Below are 22,754 nucleotides of genomic sequence, written 5' to 3' on the forward strand. Positions count from 1 at the left end.
CGGGTATGCCCCGCGATGTGGAAGCCAGAATCTCGCTGTCCGTGAACGGTGCCCTCTGCGACGTCGTCGTGGACACGCGCACGACCCTGCTCGACGGCCTCCGCGACCGCCTGGGCATCTTCTCCCCCAAGAAGGGATGCGACCACGGGCAGTGCGGCTCGTGCACCGTGCTGGTCGACGGTCGCCGGATCGTCAGCTGCCTGTCGTTCGCGGTGGCCTATGAGGGCACCGAGATCGTGACCGCCGAGGGGCTCGGTGACGGCGACGACCTGCACGAGATGCAGGAGGCGTTCATCGACGAGGACGCCTTCCAGTGCGGCTACTGCACCCCCGGCCAGCTGTGCTCGGCGGTCGGCATGCTCGACGAGGCGAAACAGGGCCACCCGAGCCACGTCACCGAGGACCTCGACCCCGCGGCCACCGATGACGCGAACGGCCTGGCCGACGACGAGATCCGGGAACGGATGAGCGGCAACCTCTGCCGCTGCGCGGCCTACCCCAACATTCTCGCCGCGATCCGACAGGTGGCCGATCGATGATCCCGTTCACCTACGACCGTGCGACCGATGTGGCCGGCGCTGTCGAATTCCTGCGCGACCACGACGGTGCGAAGCTGATCGCCGGCGGCACCAACCTCGTCGACCACATGAAGCTCGGTGTCGCCGATCCGCCTGCCCTGCTCGACATCTCGCGCCTCCCGCTCGACGGCATCACCGAACGGCCGGACGGTTCGCTGCGTCTGGGCGGCACCGCGCGCAACGCCGACACCGCCGCCCACCCCCTGGTCCGACGCCGCTACCCGGTGTTGGCGCGCGCGCTCCTCTCGGGGGCGTCACCACAGTTGCGCAACCTCGCGACCAACGCGGGCAACCTGCTGCAACGCACGCGGTGCGTGTACTTCCAGGACGTCACGACGCCGTGCAACAAGCGGACGCCGGGCTCGGGTTGCTCGGCCATCGGCGGCTACACCCGGTACCACGCCATCCTGGGCGCGTCCGACGCCTGCGTGGCCACCCACCCGTCGGACATGGCCGTCGCCCTGACCGCACTCGACGCCCGCGTGGTGGTGCAGGGTCCCGACGGCGAGCGCGTCGTGGACATCCTCGATCTGTACCGGCTTCCGGGGGAGCATCCGGAGCGGGACACGGTCCTCGAACCGCACGACGTCATCGTGGCCATCGACGTGCCGCCACCGCCGCCCGACTCGGCGTCGACCTATCGCAAGGTCCGTGACCGCGCCTCCTACGCCTTCGCGCTCGTGTCCGTCGCCGCCGAGCTGCGCATGGACGGTGACGTGATCGGTGAGGCACGCATCGCACTCGGCGGTGTCGCCCACAAGCCCTGGCGCGCCGAACGCGCCGAATCCGTGGTGCGCGGACAGCGTCCGTCGACCGAACTCTTCGCCGCGGCAGCCGATGCCGAACTCGGCGACGCGCGCGGTCTGGACGGAAACGAATTCAAGGTGCCGCTCGCACGACGCACCCTGGTCGCCACCCTGCGGGAACTGAGCACCCGATGACCGCCATCGGCACCTCACACGCCCGGATCGACGGCGCCGACAAGGTCCGCGGCACAGCGCCGTACGCGTACGAACATCTCACCGACGCGGTGTACCTGTGGCCGATCACCGCCGCCGTCGCGCGTGGCCGCGTGACCGGATTCGACACCGCCGCAGCCGAGTCGACGTCCGGCGTCCTCCTGGTCCTCACCCATGAGAACGCACCCCGGCTGGCAGACACCTCGAACGGCGACCTGACGATCCTGCAGTCACCGGAGATCGCCTACCGCGGCCAGCTCATCGGCGCCGTCGTCGCGGAGAGCCCCGAGACTGCCCGGGAGGCCGCGGCGGCCGTGATCGTGACCTACGACGACGACGATCACGACACCGAGTTCCGCGTGGACCACCCCGACAGCTACCGGCCCGAGCAGGTCAACGGCGGGTTCGAGCCGACCTCGCTGGACGGGGACCCGGATCGTGTTCTCGACGAGGCGACCGGGGGACGTGGCGAGTCCGGCGTCGTCACGATCGACGAGTGGTACTCGACGCCGGAAGAGCACAACAACCCGATGGAGCCCCACACCGTCGTGGCGACGTGGCAGCCCGCCGAATCGACGCTGACGCTGTACGACTCGACCCAGTCGACGCAGGGCGTGGTGTCCGCGCTGGCTCCGGTGCTCGGACTCGAACCCGATCAGCTGAGAGTCGTCGCGCCGCACGTGGGCGGCGGATTCGGCTCCAAGGGGTCCCCGCATTCTCACGACGTGCTGGCCGCATTCGCGGCGATGGGCCTGCCCGGGCGACCGGTGAAATTCGCCGTGACCCGGCAGCACATGTTCGCGTATGTCGGACACCGCGCGCCCACACGATCGCGGCTGCGACTCGCCGCCGACCGCGACGGCCACCTCACCGCCCTGGTTCACGAAGCACACACGCACAGCGCGCACGTCAAGGAATTCGCCGAGCAGGCCGCGGTCACCTCGCGGTCGATGTATGCCGTCGCGAACCGCCGGACCGACCACCACGTCGTCCCGCTCGACGTTCCGGTCCCCTTCTGGATGCGCGCGCCCGGCGAGGCGCCGGGGATGTTCGCCGGCGAGGTGGCGATGGACGAACTCGCACACGCGATCGGGATCGACCCCATCGAGCTGCGCGTGCGCAACGAACCGCCCGAGGACCCCGAGACGGGCAACCCGTGGTCGTCGAGGCGGCTCCTGGACTGTCTCCGCGAGGGCGCCGACCGATTCGGCTGGGACCGGCGTTCCACCGAACCCGGGTCCCGACGCGACGGCCGGCACCTCATCGGTCTGGGCGTCGCATCGTCGACCTATCCCCACATGGTGCAGCCGGGGAACGAGGCGTCGATAACCCACCGGTCCGGCCGCTACTCGGTGCGGATCGCCGCCACCGACATCGGCACCGGCGCGTGGACGACGCTGCTGCTCATCGCCGCCGACGCGCTCGGGGTGCCCACCGACGTCGTCGACATCGAGATCGGCGACAGCGCTCTCCCGAGCGCGACCGTCGCCGGCGGCTCGTCGGGCACCTCGTCCTGGGGATCGGCGATCGTCACCGCCGCGCATCAGTTCCGCGCGCGATTCGGCGACGATCCGCCCGAGGGCGCCGATCTCAGCGCGGAGGCAGCCGACAACCCCGATCTCGAGAAGTTCACGGTGGCCTCGTTCGGAGCGCACTTCGTCGAGGTCCGCGTCGACGTGGACACCGGCGAGATCCGGATCCCGCGCATGCTCGGGGTGTTCTCCATCGGGCGTGCCATCAATCCCCGCACCGTCCGCTCGCAGCTCATCGGCGGGATGACCTTCGGCATCTCGATGGCGTTGCACGAGGAGAGCGTTCGCGATCACCGCTTCGGGCACGTGGTCACCCAGGACCTCGCCGAGTACCACATCCCGGTGCACGCCGACATCGCCGACGTCGACGCGATCTGTCTCGACGACCGCGACGAGCACGCCACCCCGATGGGTTCACGCGGTGCGGGCGAGATCGGCATCGTGGGCAGCGCCGCGGCCGTGGTCAACGCGATCCACAACGCCACCGGGGTGCGGGTCCGCGATCTCCCGGTGCACTGCGACGACCTGCTCGACGGGCTGCCGGACCAGTAGACCGTGCGGGATCAGGCTGCGCCCGGGTAGCTCGACCATCCCGGCGACGGCGACAGCGACGGCCACGGTTCGGTGGCGGCCGTCGGCAGCCAGTGCGGCATCCCCGCCGGAGTCAGTGCCGCGCAGGACTTCTGATCCGCTGTCGGGGTCGGATACAGCGCCGCGAAGTCGTGGCGGGAGGTGAACCACCCGCCGAACACATCGGCGCCCGGGGTCCGTTCACCACCGCGTGTCGCGGCCGCGGGATCGTCCCCGACCCGCCGGATGTCGATCTCGACCGGCCGCGGGGTGTCGAAGCCGACGGTCCACCCACCGGCGTGCTGCACGGATCTGTATCCGTGGCGGCACAGCACGATTCGCACCCATCCGTTGTCATCGACCCGGCGCAGCGCGCTGTAGAAGGCGGTGCCGACCTCGCGCCCCGTCGACGGATCGGTGGGATAGGCCGTGACCATCTGATCGATGTTCGACGGGGCGGCCTCGACGAACCCGGGATAACCCCACCGCACGGACCGGCCGGCATTCGCGAGTTCGAAGGACTCGGTGAAGGCTCGGACGAAGGTGCCTTCGGCTGATTGCGGGTCGAGGACGCCGGTGGCGGCCCAGCGGAAAGTGGTGTCGACACCGGGCGGCAGATGCGCGTCCTCGACGAGCCGGGGCGCCGGGTCGGCGACGTCGGGACCGGCCGCGCACGCCGCGAGCCCCGTTCCCAGGACCAGCGCGGCGATGATCGCGGTGAGGCGTCGACGACGATCGTGCGCCACGGCGATCACCCGCTTCGAGAGAGTGCGGTCCGTTACCCGGCTATGTCTGCACCCTAGACATGGACGCTTGTCCCACGCGGGATCCCCGTGCACCGGAACGGCGACGAGAAGGTCTCGAAATGGGCACGCTCACCGCAGGTCAGCGTCTCTCGTCGATGTCCTCGCCAGTCGACAGATCCCCACATTCGACGGGTGTGACCGCCCGGGAGCGGAGGTAGACCTGCGCCCCGACGTCACCACCGATGTCGCGCAACGCGGGCCCGAAATGGTCGGCACCGATGTACACCGGGTGTCCCGGCCGGCCCTCGAAGACCGCTCGCGCCAACGCGGCTCGATCAGCCCCGACCGCATGGAGCAGCCGGGCGGTGATCTCCGGGCCGCTGTCCGGGGTGTCGACCACGTGCACCACCAGTCCCGCCGCATCCGGTCGTGCCATCGCCCACCGCAGGGCCGCTGCCACCGAGGCGCCGACACCGTCGGCCCAGTCCTCGACGACCAGCGCACCGGCGCCCGGGGGCGGTTCGACGACCGCCGCTCCCATGGCGACCGCCACCTCCGCGCATCCGCCGTCGCGCAGCGTCGCGACCGCGTGTCCGAGCCACCGACCGTCGTCCGCCAGGATCTTCGGCATCCCGTACCGGGTGCCCGCGCCGGCGGCGAGCACCACACCGAGCACCCGACCCGGCGATCGCTGAGCTCGTCGGGGCGCGGCGGCGTCGGTCATCGCTCCATCTTCCACGCGACGGCCACGCGCGCGCCTCCTAGGCTGGACAGCATGATTCTCGACGAGATGGACGATGCCGAGGTCCGGGCGGCGTTGCGGTCGTGCTGCGCCTCGACGGCCTGGATCGAGCGCATGATGCGCGCGCGGCCGTTTCACGATGTACCCGCACTGCTCGACTCCGCCGACCGCACGTTGGCGGAGCTCTCCGAGGACGACGTCGACGAGGCGCTCGCGGGGCACCCCCGGATCGGGGACCGGCCGGACAACGCCTCGTCGGCGCGAGAGCAGGCCGGCGTCGCGAGTTCGGCGGCGTCGGTGCTCGCCGACCTGAGGAAGGGCAACGCGGCCTACGAGGAGCGGTTCGGGCACGTGTACCTGGTCTTCGCGAACGGTCGTCCCGCCGACGAGCTCCTCGCCCTCCTCCACCATCGGATGACCAACGACGCCGCCACCGAACGGCGTGTCCTGCGCGAGGAGTTGGCGAAGATCAATCGCGCTCGCCTGCTCCGTATGCTGTCGACCGAGCGCACCGCCGACGAAGGGATCCCGAGATGACCGGTCTGTCCACACATGTCCTCGACGCGGTGTCCGGGGCACCAGCGGTCGGCATCGAGGTGTCGCTCCAGGACGCGTCGGGAACCCAATTGTCCACGGGTACGACCGATTCGGACGGTCGCATCACGACGGTGAACACCGAACCCCTCGTCCCGGGGATCTACCACCTCGTCTTCGACACCGGTAACTGGTTCGCCGACAACGACATCAAGGGTTTCTATCCCGAGATCGACGTCTGTTTCGAGATCGACGACCCCGGGCGCCACCATCACGTGCCGATCCTGTTGAGCCCCTTCGCCTATTCGACCTATCGGGGAAGCTGACCGGCGGCGGGGCACCCGCCCCGCCGCCGCAGCCTCAGCGGATCTCGATCAGCAGATCCCCCGGCGCGACCTGGGTGACCTGCCCGATCGCCAGGCGGGCGACCTTGCCCGCGACCGGTGCGGTGATCGCCGCCTCCATCTTCATCGCCTCGATGGTGCCGATCGTCGCACCGACCGCCACCTCGTCGCCGACGTCCACCGACAGCGACACCACACCGGCGAACGGTGCACCCACGTGGTGCGGATCGGACCGGTCCGCCTTCTCCGCCGACGCGACCGCCGAGTCGATGGCGTGATCGCGCACCGCGATCGGGCGCAACTGCCCGTTCAGGACGCACATCACGGTCCGCATGCCCTGCTCGTCCGGCTCACTGATCGCTTCGAGTCCGATGAGCAGTTCGACGCCGGGTTCGAGTTCGACGCGGTGTTCCTCGCCGTAACGCAGGCCGTAGAAGAACTGGTTGGCCGACAGCGTCGAGGTGTTGCCGTATGCCTCGTAGTGCTCCTCGAATTCGCGTGCGGGGCCGGGGAACAGCAGGTGGTTGAGCCGGACCTGACGGTCGCGTCCCGGCTTGTCGAGGATGGCCTCGTCGTCCGCGGAGAGTTCGGTGACCTCGGGCGCCGGCGCCCGGCCCTGCAGCGCCAGGGTGCGCAGCGGCTCGGGCCAGCCACCGGGCGGATCACCCAGTTCGCCGCGCAGGAAGCCGATGACCGAATCCGGGATGTCGTACGACGCCGGGTCGGCCGCGAAGTCCGATGCGGTGATACCGCGACCGACCAGGGCGAGCGCGAGATCGCCGACGACCTTCGACGACGGGGTCACCTTGACCAGCCGGCCCAGCATCGAATCGGCTGCGGCATAGGCCTGCTCGACCGCCTCGAAGCGGTTGCCCAGGCCGAGTGAGATGGCCTGCTGGCGCAGGTTCGACAGCTGCCCGCCGGGGATCTCGTGCGAGTAGACGCGGCCGGTCGGCGCCGGGAGGCCGGACTCGAACGGCGAGTACACCTTTCGCAGTGCCTCCCAGTACGGCTCGAGATCGCACACCCGCGCGAGGTCGAGACCGCTGTCCCGCTCGGTGTGGGCGGTCGCGGCGACGATCGCCGACAGCGGCGGCTGGCTCGTGGTCCCGGCCAGCGCGGCACTCGCACCGTCGACGGCGTCGGCACCCGCCTGCCACGCGGCCATGTAGGTCGCGAGCTGCCCACCGGGGGTGTCGTGGGTGTGCACGTGGATCGGCAGGTCGAACTCGCGTCGCAGCGCGGTCACCAGGGTGGTCGCGGCGGGAGCACGGAGCAGACCAGCCATGTCCTTGATCGCCAGGACGTGGGCGCCCGCCGCCACGATCTGCTCGGCCAGGCGCAGGTAGTAGTCGAGCGTGTACAGGTCCTCGGCCGGGTCGGACAGGTCGCCGGTGTAGCTCATCGCGACTTCGGCGACCGCCGTACCGGTCTCGCGGACCGCATCGATCGCGGGTCGCATGGCGTCGATGTTGTTGAGCGCGTCGAAGATGCGGAAGATGTCGATGCCGACGTCGGTCGCCTCGGAGACGAACGCGGTCGTCACCTTGGTGGGGTATGGGGTGTATCCGACGGTGTTGGCCCCGCGGAGCAGCATCTGCAGGCAGATGTTGGGGATGGCTTCCCGCAACTGCGCCAGGCGATCCCACGGATCTTCCTTCAGGAAGCGAAGTGCCACATCGTAGGTCGCACCGCCCCAGCATTCGACCGAGAGCAGTTCGGGGGTCAGTGCCGCCACGTACGGTGCGACGTTGAGCAGCCCGTTGGTGCGCACGCGCGTCGCGAGCAGCGATTGGTGTGCGTCGCGGAACGTCGTGTCGGTGATGCCCAGGCGCGGGTTCTCCCGCAGGTCGCGCGCGAAGCCCTCGGGGCCGAGTTCCAGCAGTCGCTGCCGCGAGCCGTTCGCGGGCGAGGCCAGCACCGAGCGCTCGACGGTGGGCAGCTTGTCGCGCGGGTACACCGTGGTGGGCCGCTCGCCGTGCGGCTTGTTCACCGTGACGTCGGCCAGGTACGAGAGGATCTTGGTACCGCGGTCGGCCGACGAGCGCGACGTCAGCAGCTCGGGACGCTCGTCGATGAACGAGGTGGTGACGCGTCCCGCGCGGAAGTCCGGGTCGTCGAGGACCGCCTGCAGGAACGGGATGTTCGTCGCGACGCCGCGGATGCGGAACTCGGCGACCGCGCGCCGCGCCCGACGCATCGCGGTCGGGAAATCCCTACCGCGACAGGTGAGTTTGACCAGCATCGAGTCGAAGTGACCACTGACCTCGGCACCCAGGGTGGCGCCGCCGTCCAGCCGCACCCCCGCGCCGCCCGGGCTGCGGTACGCGGTGATGCGCCCGACGTCGGGCCGGAACCCGTTCGCCGGGTCCTCGGTGGTGATGCGGCACTGCAGGGCGGCTCCGCGGATGCGGATCACGTCCTGACTCAGGCCGAGGTCCGCGAGCGACTCGCCCGCGGCGATCCGCAGCTGCGAACTCACGAGGTCGACGTCGGTGATCTCCTCGGTGACGGTGTGTTCGACCTGGATGCGCGGGTTCATCTCGATGAACACGTGGCGACCCTGCTCGTCGAGGAGGAACTCGACGGTGCCCGCACAGGAGTAACCGATGTGGCGCGCGAAGGCGACGGCATCGGCGCAGATCTTCTCGCGCAACTCGTCGGAGAGATTCGGGGCGGGAGCCAGCTCGATCACCTTCTGGTGCCGGCGCTGGAGGCTGCAGTCGCGCTCGTAGAGATGGATGACGTTGCCGTGGGTGTCGGCGAGGATCTGGACCTCGATGTGGCGCGGGTTGACCACCGCCTGCTCGAGGAACACCGTCGCATCGCCGAAGGCGGCCTCGGCCTCGCGCGACGCGGCAGCGATGGCCTCGGCGAGATCGGCACGCTCGTCGACGCGGCGCATCCCGCGCCCGCCGCCACCCGCGACCGCCTTCACGAACACCGGGAACTGCATGTCCTGCGCCGCGTCGAGCAGTTCGTCGAGATCCGACGACGGCTCCGAGCTCGCGAGAACGGGGATGCCCGCCGCCTTCGCCGCGGCCACCGCGGTCGCCTTGTTGCCGGTCATCTCCAGGATGTCGGCACTCGGGCCCACGAAGGTGATGCCCGCCTCCGCGCACGCCGCGGCCAGACCCTGGTTCTCCGACAGGAATCCGTAACCGGGGTAGATCGCGTCGGCACCACAGCGAACCGCTGCGCTGACGACCTCGTCGACCGACAGGTAGGCCCGCACCGGATGTCCCGGCACCCCGATCTGATAGGACTCGTCGGCCTTCAACCGGTGCACGGAGTTGCGATCCTCGTACGGGAAGATCGCGACTGTGCGCGCCCCCAGTTCGTAGGCGGCGCGGAATGCGCGGATGGCGATCTCGCCGCGGTTGGCGACCAGAACCTTGTCGAACATCGTGGTGTTCTCTTTCTCTCACGCCTGCGCCGGTCCGGCGCGTGCTCAGCGACTCGCACAATCGCGGTGGAGATCGCGCGAACAAACCCCCCGACGGACACGGTTCGACGCAGGTGCCCCCGACGACGCCGACCCGTTTTCCACGGGCAGTTCACGTCGTGATCCTACTCACCGAGACCGGCCTACCGGCCACCCCCTCACACTGCCTTCGACGCCTTCGGAAAGGGCGCGCGCCACCGCATTCCGGATCGTCCGAAACGTTCCGACGCAGGGGCGCGGCGACCCCGTCACCGGGGGCGAAAACAATTGCCGCGCAATGTACGTGGCACTCATTGCGACAGTGTTGAGAAATACTCTCCAGTGCCGTTCGGCAATGAGAGATCCGGTGCCGCGGTAATTCGGGAATGCCGATCGAGCGCTCCGTCGGAATGCCGATCGATCGTTCCGTCCCGAGCATGCTTTGGCCGCGACCGGCGGTCGGGATTAGCGTCGTTCCGACCACTCGACAGGAAGGCGCGCTCGTGGGCTTCACCCGTTACGTCGCATTGGGCGATTCGTTCACCGAAGGCGTCGGCGATCCGGATCCGACCCGACCCAACGGTGTGCGGGGATGGGCCGACCGCGTCGCCGAACGGCTCGCCGCATCAGCAGACGGCGGGGAGTTCACGTACGCCAACCTCGCCATCCGCGGCCGGCTGCTCGACCAGGTGATCGCCGAACAGGTGGGCCCGGCCATCGAACTCGACCCCGACCTCGTCACCATCTACGCCGGCGGAAACGACCTCATGCGTCCGTCCCTCGACGTCGACGCGATGATCGCGCGCTACGACCGAGCACTCGGCGACCTCGCCGCGACCGGCGCCACCGTCGTCGTCTTCACCGCCTACGACACCGGATGGGCTCCGGTCTTCCGGATGCTTCGCGGGCGCGTCGCGATCTACAACGAACTCGTCCGCGCCGTGGCCGAGCATCACGGCGCACTGATCTGCGATTTCTGGCGGATGCCGGGGTATGACGACTACCGCATGTGGGACAACGACCGCCTGCACATGTCGCCGCTCGGACACGCACACATGTCCGGCCGGGTCCTCGACCTGCTCGGGGTCGACCACGATCTCACGCCGGCGACCCTCGCCGCCGCCGCGGTCGCGACCCGGCGGGAGCAACGACGCCAGAATGCGGAATGGGCGCGGACCTTCCTCGGGCCATGGGTGATGCGCCGTATCCGCGGCGTCTCGTCGGGGGACGGACTCACCCCGCGATGGCCGCACCCCGTCGGCGCCGCCGAGCTCGGGTAGTCCGCTCGCCTGGCCGGTCCGGCCCGCTCCGGCGGACGCGAACGTTTGCGTCGGTGACCCGCGCGATATCCTGATCGTTCGGAGGTGTGAACAATCGATGATCGGAACCAGCGGGATGACGGCGTGACCAGCCGCACCGACGCCGACGGAACGACGGACAGTACCCCGGATCTCCCGCCCCCCGATCACGCCGCCGAGAAACCCCACCCCCGACTGGCGGTCGCGGTGCTCTGCCTCGCCGGGATCGTCGTGGCGCTGATGCAGACCATCATCGTCCCGCTGATCCCCCAACTCCCCGCGCTGTTGCACGCCGACGCCTCCGACACCACGTGGGCGATCACCATCACCCTGCTGCTCGGGGCGGTCGCGACACCGATCGGCGGGCGGATCGGCGACATGTACGGCAAACGCCTCGCCATCCTGGTCAGTCTCGGGTTCGTCGCCGTCGGATCCGTCGCGTGTGCCGTCGCGACATCCCTCCCGCTGTTCATCATCGGCCGCGGGCTGCAGGGTCTCGGCTTCGGCATCGTCGCGCTCGGGATCAGCGTGATGCGCGACATCGTCCCGCCCCGCCACCTCGGCTCGTCGGTGGGAACCATGAGCGCCTCGCTCGGTATCGGCGGTGCACTCGGCCTACCGGTCGCCGCCCTCATCGCCCAACACGTGAGCTGGCACGCCCTGTTCTGGTCGTGTGCGGGCGCCGCCACCCTGGCCGGTGTCGGTGTGGCCCTCACGGTGCGCTCGACCGCCAAGCCCTCCGGTGGCCGGTTCGACGCCCTCGGCGCACTCGGCCTGACCGTGCTGCTCGTCTGCTTGCTGCTGCCGCTGTCGAAGGGCGCCGAGTGGGGCTGGTCCCACCCACTCACGCTCGGCCTGTTCGCCGGCTTCGTGGTGTCCACGAGCGTGTGGGTTTTCGTCGAGCTCCGTCGCGCCAGTCCGCTGATCGATCTCCGCATCCTGGCCAAGCGCCCCCTGCTGCTGACGAATCTGGCCTCGATCGCCACCGGGTTCGCCTTCTACGCCATGCAACTCATCCCGATCCAGCTGCTGATGGCCCCGACGAACAGCCCGGACGGCTTCGGGTACGACATGGTCCACGCGAGTCTGATCCTCGCGCCCAGCGGACTGGTCATGTTCGTGTTCTCGCACATCAGCGGCCGCATCAACGCCGTCTTCGGCGCGCGGATCTCGCTCGCCCTGGGCGCGGTCATCATCGGCATCGGCTATGTGATCTTCATCGTCGGGATCGCCGGCCCATGGGATCTGACGTGGATTCACATGCTCGTGATCGCCTGCTGCATCGGCGCGGGCCTCGGCATCGCCTACTCCGCGATGCCGGCCCTGATCATGCAATCGGTCAGTGTGGAGCAGACCGGTGAGTCCAATGGTGTCAACGCACTCATGCGGATCGTCGGGACCTCGACCGCCGCCGCGGCGGTCGGCATGCTGCTCACCTGGTCGATGATCTCGGTTCCCGTCGCCGACGGGACCTCGATCGGGGTCCCGACCGCCGAGGGGTATCTGTGGGCCTCCGGCATCGCCCTCGTGATGAGCGTGATCGCCGCGGTGGTCGCCTTCGCGATTCCTGCGCACGGACGCAGCACCGAAACCCCGGTCTGACGCGACGACGAGGACTCGGAACCGGCCCGCCGGCCACGAGATGCGGACCGCACCGGATGCACGTAGCGTGACGCCGTGCTTCTTTCGACGTCGATCTCTGCGATCCGCTCCGGCGGGCGCATCGGCCTCGTACGGTGGGAGCCACTCACCGCTGCACCCCGCCTCCTCGACAAGGCACGCTGATGGACCTCACCGCCGTCTCCCACTACCGGTTCGCGCGCGTCCGCGACGAGGCGTTCCCCGGTCCCGGTGAACAGATCGTCGCCGGTGGCACGTGGGTGTTCTCCGAGCCACAGCCGGCGACCACCGGACTGGTCGACCTGAGCGAGATGGATTGGGCACCTGTCGAAAACCTGCCCGGAGGCGGCCTCCGGATCGCGGCCACCTGCACGATTGCCGAGCTCGCCGCGATCCCGCCGCGCCCCGGCTTCGAGGCCCAACCCATGTTCGCGCAGTGCGCGAACGCACTGCTGGCGTCGTTCAAGATCTGGAACATGGCCACGGTCGGCGGCAACATCTGCCGGTCATTCGCCGCGGCGTCGATGGTCTCCCTCGCGGTCGGACTCGATGCGACCGCGCACGTGTGGACACCCGACGGCACCGACCGCGACCTGCCCGTCGCCGAGCTGGTCATCGGGAACGGGATCAATCTGCTCGGACCGGGAGAAGTACTGCGCGCCATCGATTTCCCTGGTCATGCGTTGCGTGCGCGGACCGCGGTGCGCAAGATCGCTCTCGCCGAACTCGGCCGCTCGGGGGCCGTGGTGACCGGCCGGGTCGACGACGACGGCGCCGCCACCTTCGGGATCACCGCAGCCACCCAATGGCCGACGGTCCTGCGCTACCCCGTGGTGCCGACCCGCGACGCGCTCCACGACGACATCGTCGCGGCCAGCGGCTATTACACCGATCCGCTGGGCTCGGCCGACTGGCGCCGCGGGGTCTCGGCCGTCCTGGGCGAGGAGATCCGAGCGGAACTGGCCCGGCGGACGCCGGTGACCGACGAGGGATTCGGAGCCGACGGATGAGGTTCGAGGTCAACGGCGAGCAACTCGACGCCGAACCCGCCGCGGGACAATGCCTGCGAATGTTGTTGCGCGAGCACGCCCATTACGAGGTCAAGAAGGGTTGCGACGCGGGGGACTGCGGGGCGTGCTCGGTGCTCGTCGACGGAGAACCCGTGCACTCCTGCATCTTTCCCGCTCATCGCGCCGCCGGGAAGTCGGTCACGACGGTCTCCGGCCTCGGTACCCCGGACGACCTGCACCCCGTCCAGCAGTCGTTCGTCGACAACTTCGGGTTCCAGTGCGGGTTCTGCACCGCCGGGATGATCGTGACGGCCTCCACCGTCACCGCCGACCATCTTCCCGACCTGCCGCGCCGGATGAAGGGAAACCTGTGCCGCTGCACCGGTTATCGCTCCATCCGGGATGCGATCACCGCGGCCGTCGCGCCCGTCGACGCCCCGACCGCGGCGCCTCCGGCCACCGGACCACGCCCCCTCGTCGGCAGTTCGGTCAACCCGATCGCGGCTCGACGGGTGGTGACCGGCACCGAGCCGTACACCTTCGACGTCCCGACGCCCGGGACGTTGCACATCCACGTGCTCGGGTCGCCGCACGCACACGCACGGATCACCGCCATCGACACCACCGACGCGGCCGCGCTCCCGGGCGTCGAACTGATCCTCACCCACGAGAACGTCTCGACCGCCAGGTTTTCCACGGGTCGGCACGAGAATCGCCTCGAGGACCCGGATGACACACTCGTCTTCGACCCGGTCGTGCGGTTCGTCGGCCAACGGGTCGCGGCGGTGGTGGCGTCGTCCCCGGCCGTCGCCGACCAGGCGCTGGCGCTCATCGACGTCACCTACGAGGTGCTCCCGGCGGTGTTCGACCCGGAGGAGGCCCGAACTCCCGGGGCGCCGCTGCTCCACCCCGATCGCACGCCCGCCGACCGGGTCGCCGAGGCCGACCGCAACGTCGTCGCCACCTTCCACGAGGGTTTCGGCGGCGACATCGACGACGCCCTCGCCGCGTCGTCGGCAACCGTGCACGGAACCTGGTCCAGCGGACGGGTTTCGCACGCCCAGCTCGAGACACACGGCTCGATCGGGTGGCTCGACGAGCACGGACGCCTCGTCATCCGGACCAGTACGCAGGTCCCGTTCCTCGTCCGCAACGAGCTCGCGCTCCTCGTCGACCTGCCACCCGAGCGCATCCGGGTCTTCAGCGCCCGCGTGGGCGGCGGGTTCGGCGGCAAACAGGAGATGCTGACCGAGGACCTCGTCGCCCTCGCCGTACTCCGCACGGGCAAACCCTGCGCCTACGAGATGACGCGCACCGACGAGCTGACCCGAACCACCTACCGGCATCCGATGCGGGTCACCGTCGACGTCGGCGCCGACGAGGACGGCCGGCTGACGGGCCTGCGGGTGAACCTGTTGTCGGACACCGGCGCCTACGGCAACCACGCGATCGGCGTGATGTTCCACGCCTGCGCCGAATCGGTGTCGGTGTACAACTGCCCGGTCAAGCGGCTCGACGCCGAGGTCGTCTACACCAACAACCCGCCGTCGGGCGCGTTCCGCGGTTACGGCCTCGGCCAGGTGGTCTTCGCCGTGGAGAGCGCGATGGACGAACTCGCGATCGAACTCGGCATCGACCCGTTCGAGTTCCGGCGTCGCAACGCCGTCGCCGACGGCGACCCACTCCTCATCGCACGCGCCGAGCCCGAGGTCGACCTGGTCTACGGCAGCTACGGACTGGACCAGTGTCTCGACCTCGCCGAGCGGGCGATGCGCAGCGGCAACGGGGTCGAGGCACCGCCGGGCGAACGATGGCGCGTGGGTGAGGGCATGGCCATCGCCGCGATCGCCACCATGGCCCCGCGCGGGCACTTCGCCGACGTCACCGTCGCGGTCGAAGCCGCGGGCACCTACCACGTGGGGGTCGGGACCGCCGAGTTCGGCAACGGCACCACCACGGTGCACGCCCAGATCGTCGCCACCGCCCTGTCGACCGGGCTGGATCGCGTCTCGCTGTGGCACGGCGACACCGATGCCGTCACCCACGACACCGGGGCCTTCGCCTCGGCCGGCACGACGGTCGCCGGAAAGGCCGTGTACTCGGCCTGTCTCGCGCTGCGCGACGCCCTCGTCGACGCTGCCGCGCGCCTCACCGGCTCCGAACCCACAGCGATCGGACTCGTCGCCGACGGCGCACTCGTCGACGGCCGGGTCGTCGGGTTCGCCGACCTCATCGGTGCCGTCGATCCGTCGAACCGGGTAGACCACCCGGGCGGCCCGCGCGCCGTCGCCGGGGGCGCCGAACGCGGTGAGATGAGATCCATCGCGTTCAACCTGCAGGCGTTCCGCGTCGCGGTCGACACCGAGACCGGCACCGTGCGCATCCTGCAATCGGTCCATGCGGCCGACGCCGGCACCGTGATGAACCCCGAGCAGTGCCGGGGACAGGTCGAAGGCGGTGTCGCACAGGGAATCGGGACCGCCCTGTACGAAGAGATCATGATCGACGACCACGGGCGGCCACTGACGAACGTCTTCCGGGTCTACCGCGTGCCGCAGATGGCCGACGTCCCCGTCACGGAGGTCTATTTCGCCGACACCAGCGACGAACTGGGTCCGTTCGGCGCCAAGTCGATGAGCGAGTCACCGTACAACCCGGTTGCGCCGGCACTCGCCAACGCGATCCGACGGGCGCTGGGCGTCAGGCCTTGTGAGACGCCGATGTCGCGAGACCGGATCTGGCGGCTCACCCGGTCGGAGTGAACTCGATTCGTTAGCACCGCGTAACACTCTGCGCGACAACCACATCGGGCCGCGGCGCGGTGGTCACAAATCTGCGCCCACTCTCGCCTATCGCTTGCGGCGGCGGAACTTCGGGCGGAAACTCCTGCTTGTCACAGTTGTCCAGAGAAGGGCGTCGCCATGACTCACACCGCACCCACCAACGAGAACCACGGTCCATCCGTCAAGCAGGGCATTGCCGCGGGGACTTCCATCGGCGCCGCGATCATCCTCATCGTCCTCGGTGTCATCCAGCTCTTCCAGGGCATCGCTGCGGTCGCCGAGGACGAGGTCTTCGTCCGCGGCGTCGAGTACGTCTACAAGCTCGACTTCACCACGTGGGGTTGGATTCACATCGCCCTCGGGGTCGTCATGGCAGGCGTCGGCGTCGCACTCGTCACCGGCGCGACATGGGCCCGGTTCACCGCGATCGTGATGGCCGGCCTGTCCATCATCGCCAACTTCCTGTGGTTGCCCTACTACCCCTGGTGGTCCATCCTGATCATCGCCCTCGACATCGTGGTCATCTGGGCCGTGTCCACCTGGCACCCGAAGGCCGAATACCGGTAGGGGGGCCCGGGCGACCAGGCGGGGTCGAGATGACCACGGACACCAACGGGCACGACGTCGAGCGCAGCGTCGGCATCACCGATGCCGAACGCGCCGAACTCGAACGACTCAGAGCCGAAGTCGCACAGTTACGCCAGGAGACCGGGAGCGGGCCTCCGTCCGGTGCCGCGACGTCGATACAGCGGCACCGGTGGCGCTGGTTCGCGGTCGCGCTCCTGTGCGTGCTCGTCGCGGTGCTCGCCATCACCTCGGTGACCTCGCGGTTCGTCCGCGGCGAGATCCTCGACACCGATCGCTACGTCAGCACCGTCGCGCCGCTCGCCTCGGACCCCGCTGTCCAAGCGGAGATCTCGAACACGATCACCGACGAGATCTTCAGTCGCATCGACGTCGAGGCGCTCACCGCGGCCGCGCTGACCACCCTGACCGACGCGGTTCCGGCCACCGAGAACGCACCGCGCGTCGATCGTGCGGTCGAGGGCCTCGCACCGGTGCTGGCCGGCCAGGCACGCGGATTCGTCCAGCAGACCGTGTCGTCATTCGTCGCCAGCGATCAGTTCGAAACGCTGTGGTTGCAGGCGAATCGGGCCGCACACACGGCCCTGGTCGCGGTGGTGACGGGCGATGTCGGGCCGTCGTCGGTGACCGTGGACGACTCCGGCACGGTGAGCATCTCGCTGGGCACCGTGATCGACAACGTCAAGGCACGCCTGCTCGACCGCGGATTCACTTTCGCCGAGAAGATACCCGCTGTCGACAAGCAGTTCGTCCTCTTCCGCTCGCCCGAACTCGTTCGGGCCCAACGCGCCGTCTCGGCGCTCGACACCGCCGCCGACGTCCTGCCGTGGCTGACGATCGCGCTCGCGTTCGCCGCGGTCGCGGTCGCACCCCGCGGCCGGCGCATGCGGGCTCTGTCACTCGCGGGGCTCTCGCTGGTCCTCGCGATGCTCGTCCTGGCCATCGGCCTGCTGATCGGGCGAGCGCTCTACCTCGATGCGATGCCTCCCGACATCCTCTCCCCCGACGCCGCATCCGCCGCCATCGACACCGTGCTCGACCCGTTGCGTCTGGCCCTGCGTGCCGTGGCGGTCCTCGGCCTCGTGGTCGCCGTCGGTGCCTACCTGCTGGGCGGGTCGGCGTCGGCCGCGGCGGTGCGACGCGGGTTCGGCCAAGGCCTCGACTCGGTGCAACGGATGCGGCGGTCACGACCGCCGAACGCGTTCGAAGAGAGCCTGTTCCGTGCACGGATCGCGTTGCGCAGCGCGATCATCGGTATCGCAGCGCTGCTCCTCGTGTTCTGGAGTTATCCGACCGGGCTGGTGGTGCTGCTCATCGCCGTCTTCGGCCTCCTCGCCCTGCTGATCCTCGAACTCGTCATCAGGCCGGCGAAGACCTGGGCCGAGGGTGTGGCGACGCCGGATGAGGAGACGCCGGATGAGGAGACGCCGCCGGGCGAGGCGGCGCCGGTCGTCGAGACCGTATGAGCCAGGCGTCGGTCGCCGCCGAGGTCGCGCCGCCCACCACTCGCAGGTGGTGGGCGCGCGCGGCCATGGCCCTGGCCGTGGCCGCGATCCTGCTCCCGGTGGCCGCCGCGGGAATCCTCGGCCTTCTCGGTCTGCTGATCATCTGCGTCGGCTGCGTCGTGGTCATCGTCGTCGCGCTGTACTGGTTCCTGATCAGCCGGGGCGTCCTACGGGTGGTCGCGGCCGTTCTCGCCGTCGCCCCCGTCCCGCTGCTCGTGGTGTTCCTCATCCGCGAGCGACAGCTGTGGGTCGTGATCGTCGCCGCGCTGCTGGCAGCCGCAGCGGTGGGGTGCGGCCGCCGCGCGCTCCGACCGTCCCGCATCGACTCGCTGATGCCCGAGCACGCGGCCCCGGATGTCCACCGTCCGTTCATCATCATGAATCCACGTTCCGGTGGCGGGAAGGTCGTCCGGTTCGACCTGCAGCGTCAGGCCGAGTCCCTGGGCGCCGAAGTCGCGTTGCTCGACGGGCCGGTGGAGATCGACGTGGTGCAGCTGGCGCGAGACGCCGTGGCCCGCGGAGCCGACCTGCTCGGGGTCGCGGGCGGTGACGGCACCCAGGCGCTCGTCGCGGGCGTGGCCGCCGAATCCGGCGTCCCCTTCCTGGTCGTCAGCGCCGGCACCCGAAACCATTTCGCGCTCGATCTCGGACTCGACCGTCAGAATCCCGCCCGGTGTCTCGACGCTCTACGGGACGGCGTCGAGTTCCGTGTCGACCTCGGTCACATCAACGGCCGCCCCTTCGTCAACAACGCGTCGTTCGGGATCTACGCCGAAGTCGTCCAGAGCCCGCAATACCGGGATGACAAGACGCGCACGGTGTTACGCATGCTCCCCGACCTGCTGGGCAGAGGCTCGACGTCTGGTCTGCGCGCTGTCATCGGCAACGAGTCGATCGCCGACCCCCAGGCGATCCTGGTCAGCAACGGCCCGTACGCCACCAACGACGTGGCCGGGCTCGGTCGTCGCACCCGCATCGACGAGGGGCGCCTGGGCGTCGTCACCGTCTCGGTGTCCGACACCCGGCAGGCCGTCGGACTCCTGCGGCGTACGCACGATCAGGGGCTCGTCCAGCGGACCGCCACCGAGGTGACCGTCGACGCCGACGCCGAGGTCATCCCCGTCGGGGTCGACGGCGAATCGCTCCAGCTCACGACGCCGGTGCGATGCACGATCACGCCCGGTGCGCTGCGCGTCCGGGTCCCGCGGCACCGCCCCGAGACCCGGATCGCGCCACCGCAACTGGACTGGCTCCAGCTGTGGTATCTGGCGTGGCGTCCCCACCGCGCCGCCTGACCACAGCTGGAGCGCGTACCTCAGCCGCGCAGCAGTCCCTTGGCGACGTGGGTCACCTGGATCTCGTTGCTCCCCGCGTAGATCATGAGCGACTTGGCATCGCGCGCAAGCTGTTCCACGCGGTACTCGGCCATGTAACCGTTGCCGCCGAACAGCTGCACCGCCTCCATGGCGACGTCGGTCGCCGCCTTGGACGAGTACAGCTTCATCGCCGACGCCTCGGACAGGCTGAGCGGCTTGCCGGCCTTACCCCGTTCGATGGCGCTGAAAAGCATGTTCTGCACGTTGATCCGCGCGATCTCCATCTCGGCCAGCTTGAGCTGGATGAGCTGGAACTGGGCGATCTCCTGGCCCCACAGCTTCCGGTTCTTCGCATAGTCGAGCGACAGGCGTTGCGCCTCGTTGATGATCCCCAGCGACAGGGCGGCGATCCCGACGCGCTCCGCGGTGAAACCGGCCTTGGCGCCCTCGGATCCACGCGAATCGGCGCCGGTGTCCTCGGTCTCACCGAGGAGACGGTCCTTGCCGACGCGGACGCTGTCGAAGAAGAGCTCACCGGTCGGCGAACTCATCATGCCCATCTTCTTGAACGGCTTACCCTGGGTGAGCCCCGGCATACCCTTGTCCAGCACGAACGACAGCACCTTGCGGTCGCGCATCGGCGTTCCGCTGCCGTCGTCGAGCTTGGCGAACACGACGATGGTGTCGGCGTAGGGGCCGTTCGTGATGAAGGTCTTCTGCCCGTTGAGGATGTAGTCGTCACCGTCACGACGAACCGTGGTCTTCATGCCGCCGAGCGCATCCGACCCGGAGTCGGGTTCGGTGATCGCCCAGGCGCCGACCTTCTCCATGGTCACCAGCTCGGGCAGCCACCGCTTCTTCTGCGCCAGCGTGCCCTTGCCGCGGATGGTCGAGGCGGTCAACCCCATGCTCACACCCAGCGACGCGACGAGGCCCAGACACACACCCGCGAGCTCGATGTTGACCATCATGAACATCGAGCCACCCATGCCGCCGCCGTCGCCGGAGGACTTCTTCTTCTCCCCCTTGGCTTCTGCCTCGAGTTCTTTCTCGAGCGCATCCTTGGCCATGGCATCGACACCGAAGCTCGACAACAGCTTGCGGGTGATGTCGTACGGCGGCAGGACGCCGGACTCGAGTTCGTCGAGATGGGGCCGGATCTCCTTGTCGATGAACGCCCGCAAGGCGTCCCGAACCATCAGATCTTCATCGGACCACTCGAACATCGTCACACTCCCAGACCGGTGTCCGCCCGGGGGCGAACATGTTTCAGTTTCGTCGTCCCCAACTGTGTCAGGAGTCACTGCCGATGTCTAGGTACGCCGTCGCGAATCTGTTCCTATTGCGTATCTGCGCAGGTGTACGCGGTCGCGGGGCGGACCTCGTGGGCGAAGAACTGCTCCACGCCCGGGCACAGCAGGGCCTGGGCCACCGGCATCGCCACCACCACCCAACGGTCGGCGAGCCCGGAGCGGCCGTCGCGCCAGAGATGGACGCGGCCGACGAAATCCACGAGGCTCTCGCCCCCGTGTGGCCGGGCACCGGGATCGGCGAACCACGCGCCGAGCTCGACGGGATCGATCTCCTCCGGAGTGCGGCCTGCCCACGCTCCGACGTCCAGCGTCCGCAGGGCGTCGTCGACGAGGGCGTCGGAGGCACCCAGGAGTTCGGCGGTCTCCCGGGACGCGATCTCCGGACCGCAACAGTGGACCGGGGGCGTGGACGCCGCGGCCAGGCGGAGCACGTCCCGACGGCCCCGCTCGTCCAGAACCGGATCACCGCCGAATCGCACCGACCGATTGGGGCCGGTGCGACCGGCGGTGATGATCTGCATGCGCGAAACGATCGCCGCCTCAGTGCTGGGCGGCGACCGCCGGGGCGCGGTCGGCGGTACGCGAGCGCGCCATCGCCCCCAGCAGCAGGGCGAACACCACGGTGAGAACCGTCCACAGGATCACCTGGTTGGCGATGGCGTAGACCCGGAAGTCCCCGATCACGTCACCGGGGAAGCCCGGGAACACGATCTGACCGGCGTCGTTGCGAACCGGCTCGGGGACCTCGGCGAAGGACGGCAGGAACGCGAGCACGATCGCTACGCCGGCCAGATAGGCGGCGACAGCGGCGACGGCCGAGACGAATCCGCCGATCCGCGGACGCAGCCACAACGCCAGGACCACGGCCGCGATGGCCAGGATCACCGACGCCACACTGATGGTGAGGAAGGCTCCGGTCCTCTCGCCGATGGTGTCGTCGTCGCCGACGGCGGGCGGATTCGCCGGGTAGGCGAAGAACGGAACGGCGAACACGGCGACGAAACCGATCGCGCCGAGCACACCCGCGACCGCGCGCGGGTCGGTCGCCGGATGGCGACTGCCGAGATGACTCCAGAGCACCGTGAACGCCACCGCGAAGAACGCACCCATGCACACCGCGAACACGACGTTGCCGACACCGGCGCCGAGGTTCTCCTGCATGGCCCGCGTGAACAGCTCGCCGCCCTCACCGTGCGTGTGGCCACCCGGTTCGGCGGCGTGGGCCAGTGCCTCCTCGGCCTCCGAGCGGGCGCCTTCGTAGTCGATGGCCTTGGCGACGACCGGTTCGAGGTAGAACCGGGCGAACACGAACGAGACGATTCCGGCGATCAGACCTGCGAGCAGGCCGGCGCCGATGAATTTCTTCTCCATATGTACTTGGCTTCCTGTGGGATACGGCCGGTCAGGCCGGCTCAGTGGCAGGGGAAGCCGAGGAAGTGGCGTGCGTCGTGCACGAACTCGTGGACGTGGGTGTCGGAGCCGAAGACGGACACGACGCCCTGGTCGTACCCGAGGAAGTAGTAGGCGAGACCCGCCAGGAGCACGGTCAGGCTGAGCCAGAGGGCTGCACTCGCGACCGACAGGTTCGGTACGGGCAGGGCACGGGCCGGGGCGGCCTGTACGGCTGCAGCAGTGCGGGGAGCTGTCATGGTGGGGTCCTTTCGCCGATCTCGCGTCGGAGATGTCGTGGTGTAGGAGTCCGGAGGACTGCTACGCGCCGGCACGGCATCCTGACTCACGTCACCCCGTCACCGTCGACCGCGTCGATATGTCGACACGTCGACCGCGTCGACATATTTACGGTGTCGATATGGGCAGCGTTCACAGTGGCGCGACCGTTCCGGACTCTCACCGGATTCCCCGCACAGGCGTGGGATGACTCTATACCGCGTTCT

Annotated in this window: 19 protein-coding genes and 1 riboswitch; of the genes, 12 read left to right on the forward strand and 7 right to left on the reverse strand. The window is 69.3% G+C overall.

Going from position 1 to position 22,754, the window contains the following annotated elements; genetic code table 11:
* The first annotated feature begins 17 nt into the window (after window positions 1–17).
* The 3 genes from AB4Z55_RS18775 to AB4Z55_RS18785 are packed head-to-tail and all read left to right on the forward strand — an operon-like array spanning window position 18 to window position 3,621.
* Window positions 18–539 carry a 2Fe-2S iron-sulfur cluster-binding protein gene (locus AB4Z55_RS18775; RefSeq protein ID WP_369520278.1) on the forward strand — a complete coding sequence of 174 codons (522 nt, stop codon included), beginning with the start codon at window positions 18–20 and terminating at the stop codon, window positions 537–539.
* Window positions 536–1,519, forward strand: a complete 984-nt coding sequence (locus AB4Z55_RS18780; protein ID WP_369520279.1) for a xanthine dehydrogenase family protein subunit M — start codon at window positions 536–538, stop codon at window positions 1,517–1,519. Before AB4Z55_RS18775 ends, AB4Z55_RS18780 begins: the two co-directional genes overlap by 4 nt.
* Window positions 1,516–3,621, forward strand: coding sequence for a xanthine dehydrogenase family protein molybdopterin-binding subunit (locus AB4Z55_RS18785; RefSeq protein ID WP_369520280.1), 2,106 nt, complete (start codon window positions 1,516–1,518; stop codon window positions 3,619–3,621). Before AB4Z55_RS18780 ends, AB4Z55_RS18785 begins: the two co-directional genes overlap by 4 nt.
* A gap of 11 nt (window positions 3,622–3,632) precedes the next feature.
* Here the strand turns inward: AB4Z55_RS18785 and AB4Z55_RS18790 are convergent, their stop codons facing one another.
* Together AB4Z55_RS18790 and AB4Z55_RS18795 are read right to left on the reverse strand one after the other, a co-directional pair.
* Window positions 3,633–4,394 carry a hypothetical protein gene (locus AB4Z55_RS18790; RefSeq protein WP_369520281.1) on the reverse strand — a complete coding sequence of 254 codons (762 nt, stop codon included), beginning with the start codon at window positions 4,392–4,394 and terminating at the stop codon, window positions 3,633–3,635.
* Window positions 4,395–4,524: 130 nt separating this feature from the next.
* On the reverse strand, window positions 4,525–5,109 hold the full coding sequence (locus AB4Z55_RS18795) for an NTP transferase domain-containing protein (protein WP_004021642.1): 585 nt from the start codon (window positions 5,107–5,109) through the stop codon (window positions 4,525–4,527).
* A gap of 51 nt (window positions 5,110–5,160) precedes the next feature.
* On the opposite strand from AB4Z55_RS18795, the gene uraD reads away from it, so the two are divergent.
* Both uraD and uraH read left to right on the forward strand, forming a co-directional pair.
* Complete coding sequence (gene uraD, locus AB4Z55_RS18800) at window positions 5,161–5,664, forward strand: 2-oxo-4-hydroxy-4-carboxy-5-ureidoimidazoline decarboxylase (RefSeq protein ID WP_369520282.1); 504 nt, start codon at window positions 5,161–5,163, stop codon at window positions 5,662–5,664.
* Window positions 5,661–5,987 carry a hydroxyisourate hydrolase gene (gene uraH / locus AB4Z55_RS18805; RefSeq protein WP_101819061.1) on the forward strand — a complete coding sequence of 109 codons (327 nt, stop codon included), beginning with the start codon at window positions 5,661–5,663 and terminating at the stop codon, window positions 5,985–5,987. Before uraD ends, uraH begins: the two co-directional genes overlap by 4 nt.
* A 34-nt stretch (window positions 5,988–6,021) precedes the next feature.
* On the opposite strand, the gene AB4Z55_RS18810 is transcribed toward uraH, so the two are convergent.
* On the reverse strand, window positions 6,022–9,411 hold the full coding sequence (locus AB4Z55_RS18810; protein ID WP_248645139.1) for a pyruvate carboxylase: 3,390 nt from the start codon (window positions 9,409–9,411) through the stop codon (window positions 6,022–6,024).
* Between the two features lie 521 nt (window positions 9,412–9,932).
* On the opposite strand from AB4Z55_RS18810, the gene AB4Z55_RS18815 reads away from it, so the two are divergent.
* From AB4Z55_RS18815 to AB4Z55_RS18845, 7 genes are all read left to right on the forward strand, one after another.
* Window positions 9,933–10,709 (forward strand): SGNH/GDSL hydrolase family protein, encoded by a 777-nt coding sequence (locus AB4Z55_RS18815; protein WP_101819260.1) that lies wholly within the window; start codon window positions 9,933–9,935, stop codon window positions 10,707–10,709.
* Between the two features lie 123 nt (window positions 10,710–10,832).
* Window positions 10,833–12,329 (forward strand): MFS transporter, encoded by a 1,497-nt coding sequence (locus tag AB4Z55_RS18820; protein ID WP_064571585.1) that lies wholly within the window; start codon window positions 10,833–10,835, stop codon window positions 12,327–12,329.
* 182 nt (window positions 12,330–12,511) lie between these two features.
* Window positions 12,512–13,357: an FAD binding domain-containing protein gene (locus AB4Z55_RS18825; RefSeq protein WP_248645138.1), complete on the forward strand. Its 846-nt coding sequence runs from the start codon at window positions 12,512–12,514 to the stop codon at window positions 13,355–13,357.
* Window positions 13,354–16,119: a molybdopterin-dependent oxidoreductase gene (locus tag AB4Z55_RS18830; protein ID WP_369520283.1), complete on the forward strand. Its 2,766-nt coding sequence runs from the start codon at window positions 13,354–13,356 to the stop codon at window positions 16,117–16,119. Before AB4Z55_RS18825 ends, AB4Z55_RS18830 begins: the two co-directional genes overlap by 4 nt.
* A gap of 159 nt (window positions 16,120–16,278) precedes the next feature.
* Entirely contained in the window at window positions 16,279–16,707 is a 429-nt protein-coding gene (locus AB4Z55_RS18835; RefSeq protein WP_248645136.1) for a hypothetical protein, read from the forward strand.
* A 29-nt stretch (window positions 16,708–16,736) separates the two neighbouring features.
* Window positions 16,737–18,191 carry a hypothetical protein gene (locus AB4Z55_RS18840; RefSeq protein WP_369520284.1) on the forward strand — a complete coding sequence of 485 codons (1,455 nt, stop codon included), beginning with the start codon at window positions 16,737–16,739 and terminating at the stop codon, window positions 18,189–18,191.
* Window positions 18,188–19,525: a diacylglycerol kinase family protein gene (locus tag AB4Z55_RS18845; RefSeq protein ID WP_369520285.1), complete on the forward strand. Its 1,338-nt coding sequence runs from the start codon at window positions 18,188–18,190 to the stop codon at window positions 19,523–19,525. Before AB4Z55_RS18840 ends, AB4Z55_RS18845 begins: the two co-directional genes overlap by 4 nt.
* Before the next feature lie 20 nt (window positions 19,526–19,545).
* Here AB4Z55_RS18845 and AB4Z55_RS18850 read toward each other — a convergent pair whose 3' ends face one another.
* From AB4Z55_RS18850 to AB4Z55_RS18865, 4 genes are all read right to left on the reverse strand, one after another.
* Window positions 19,546–20,772: an acyl-CoA dehydrogenase family protein gene (locus AB4Z55_RS18850; protein WP_369520286.1), complete on the reverse strand. Its 1,227-nt coding sequence runs from the start codon at window positions 20,770–20,772 to the stop codon at window positions 19,546–19,548.
* Window positions 20,773–20,885: 113 nt separating this feature from the next.
* Window positions 20,886–21,380, reverse strand: a complete 495-nt coding sequence (locus AB4Z55_RS18855; protein WP_369520287.1) for a histidine phosphatase family protein — start codon at window positions 21,378–21,380, stop codon at window positions 20,886–20,888.
* A gap of 19 nt (window positions 21,381–21,399) precedes the next feature.
* Entirely contained in the window at window positions 21,400–22,230 is an 831-nt protein-coding gene (locus AB4Z55_RS18860; protein WP_004021658.1) for a CbtA family protein, read from the reverse strand.
* 41 nt (window positions 22,231–22,271) lie between these two features.
* The gene (locus AB4Z55_RS18865; RefSeq protein WP_064571591.1) at window positions 22,272–22,508 is read right to left on the reverse strand and encodes a CbtB-domain containing protein; all 237 of its coding nucleotides are present in this window, start codon (window positions 22,506–22,508) and stop codon (window positions 22,272–22,274) included.
* A gap of 75 nt (window positions 22,509–22,583) precedes the next feature.
* Window positions 22,584–22,720: riboswitch (cobalamin riboswitch) on the reverse strand.
* Window positions 22,721–22,754 lie beyond the last annotated feature (34 nt).

The sequence above is a fragment of the Gordonia sp. ABKF26 genome, from assembly GCF_041103195.1.
Classification (GTDB): domain Bacteria; phylum Actinomycetota; class Actinomycetes; order Mycobacteriales; family Mycobacteriaceae; genus Gordonia; species Gordonia terrae.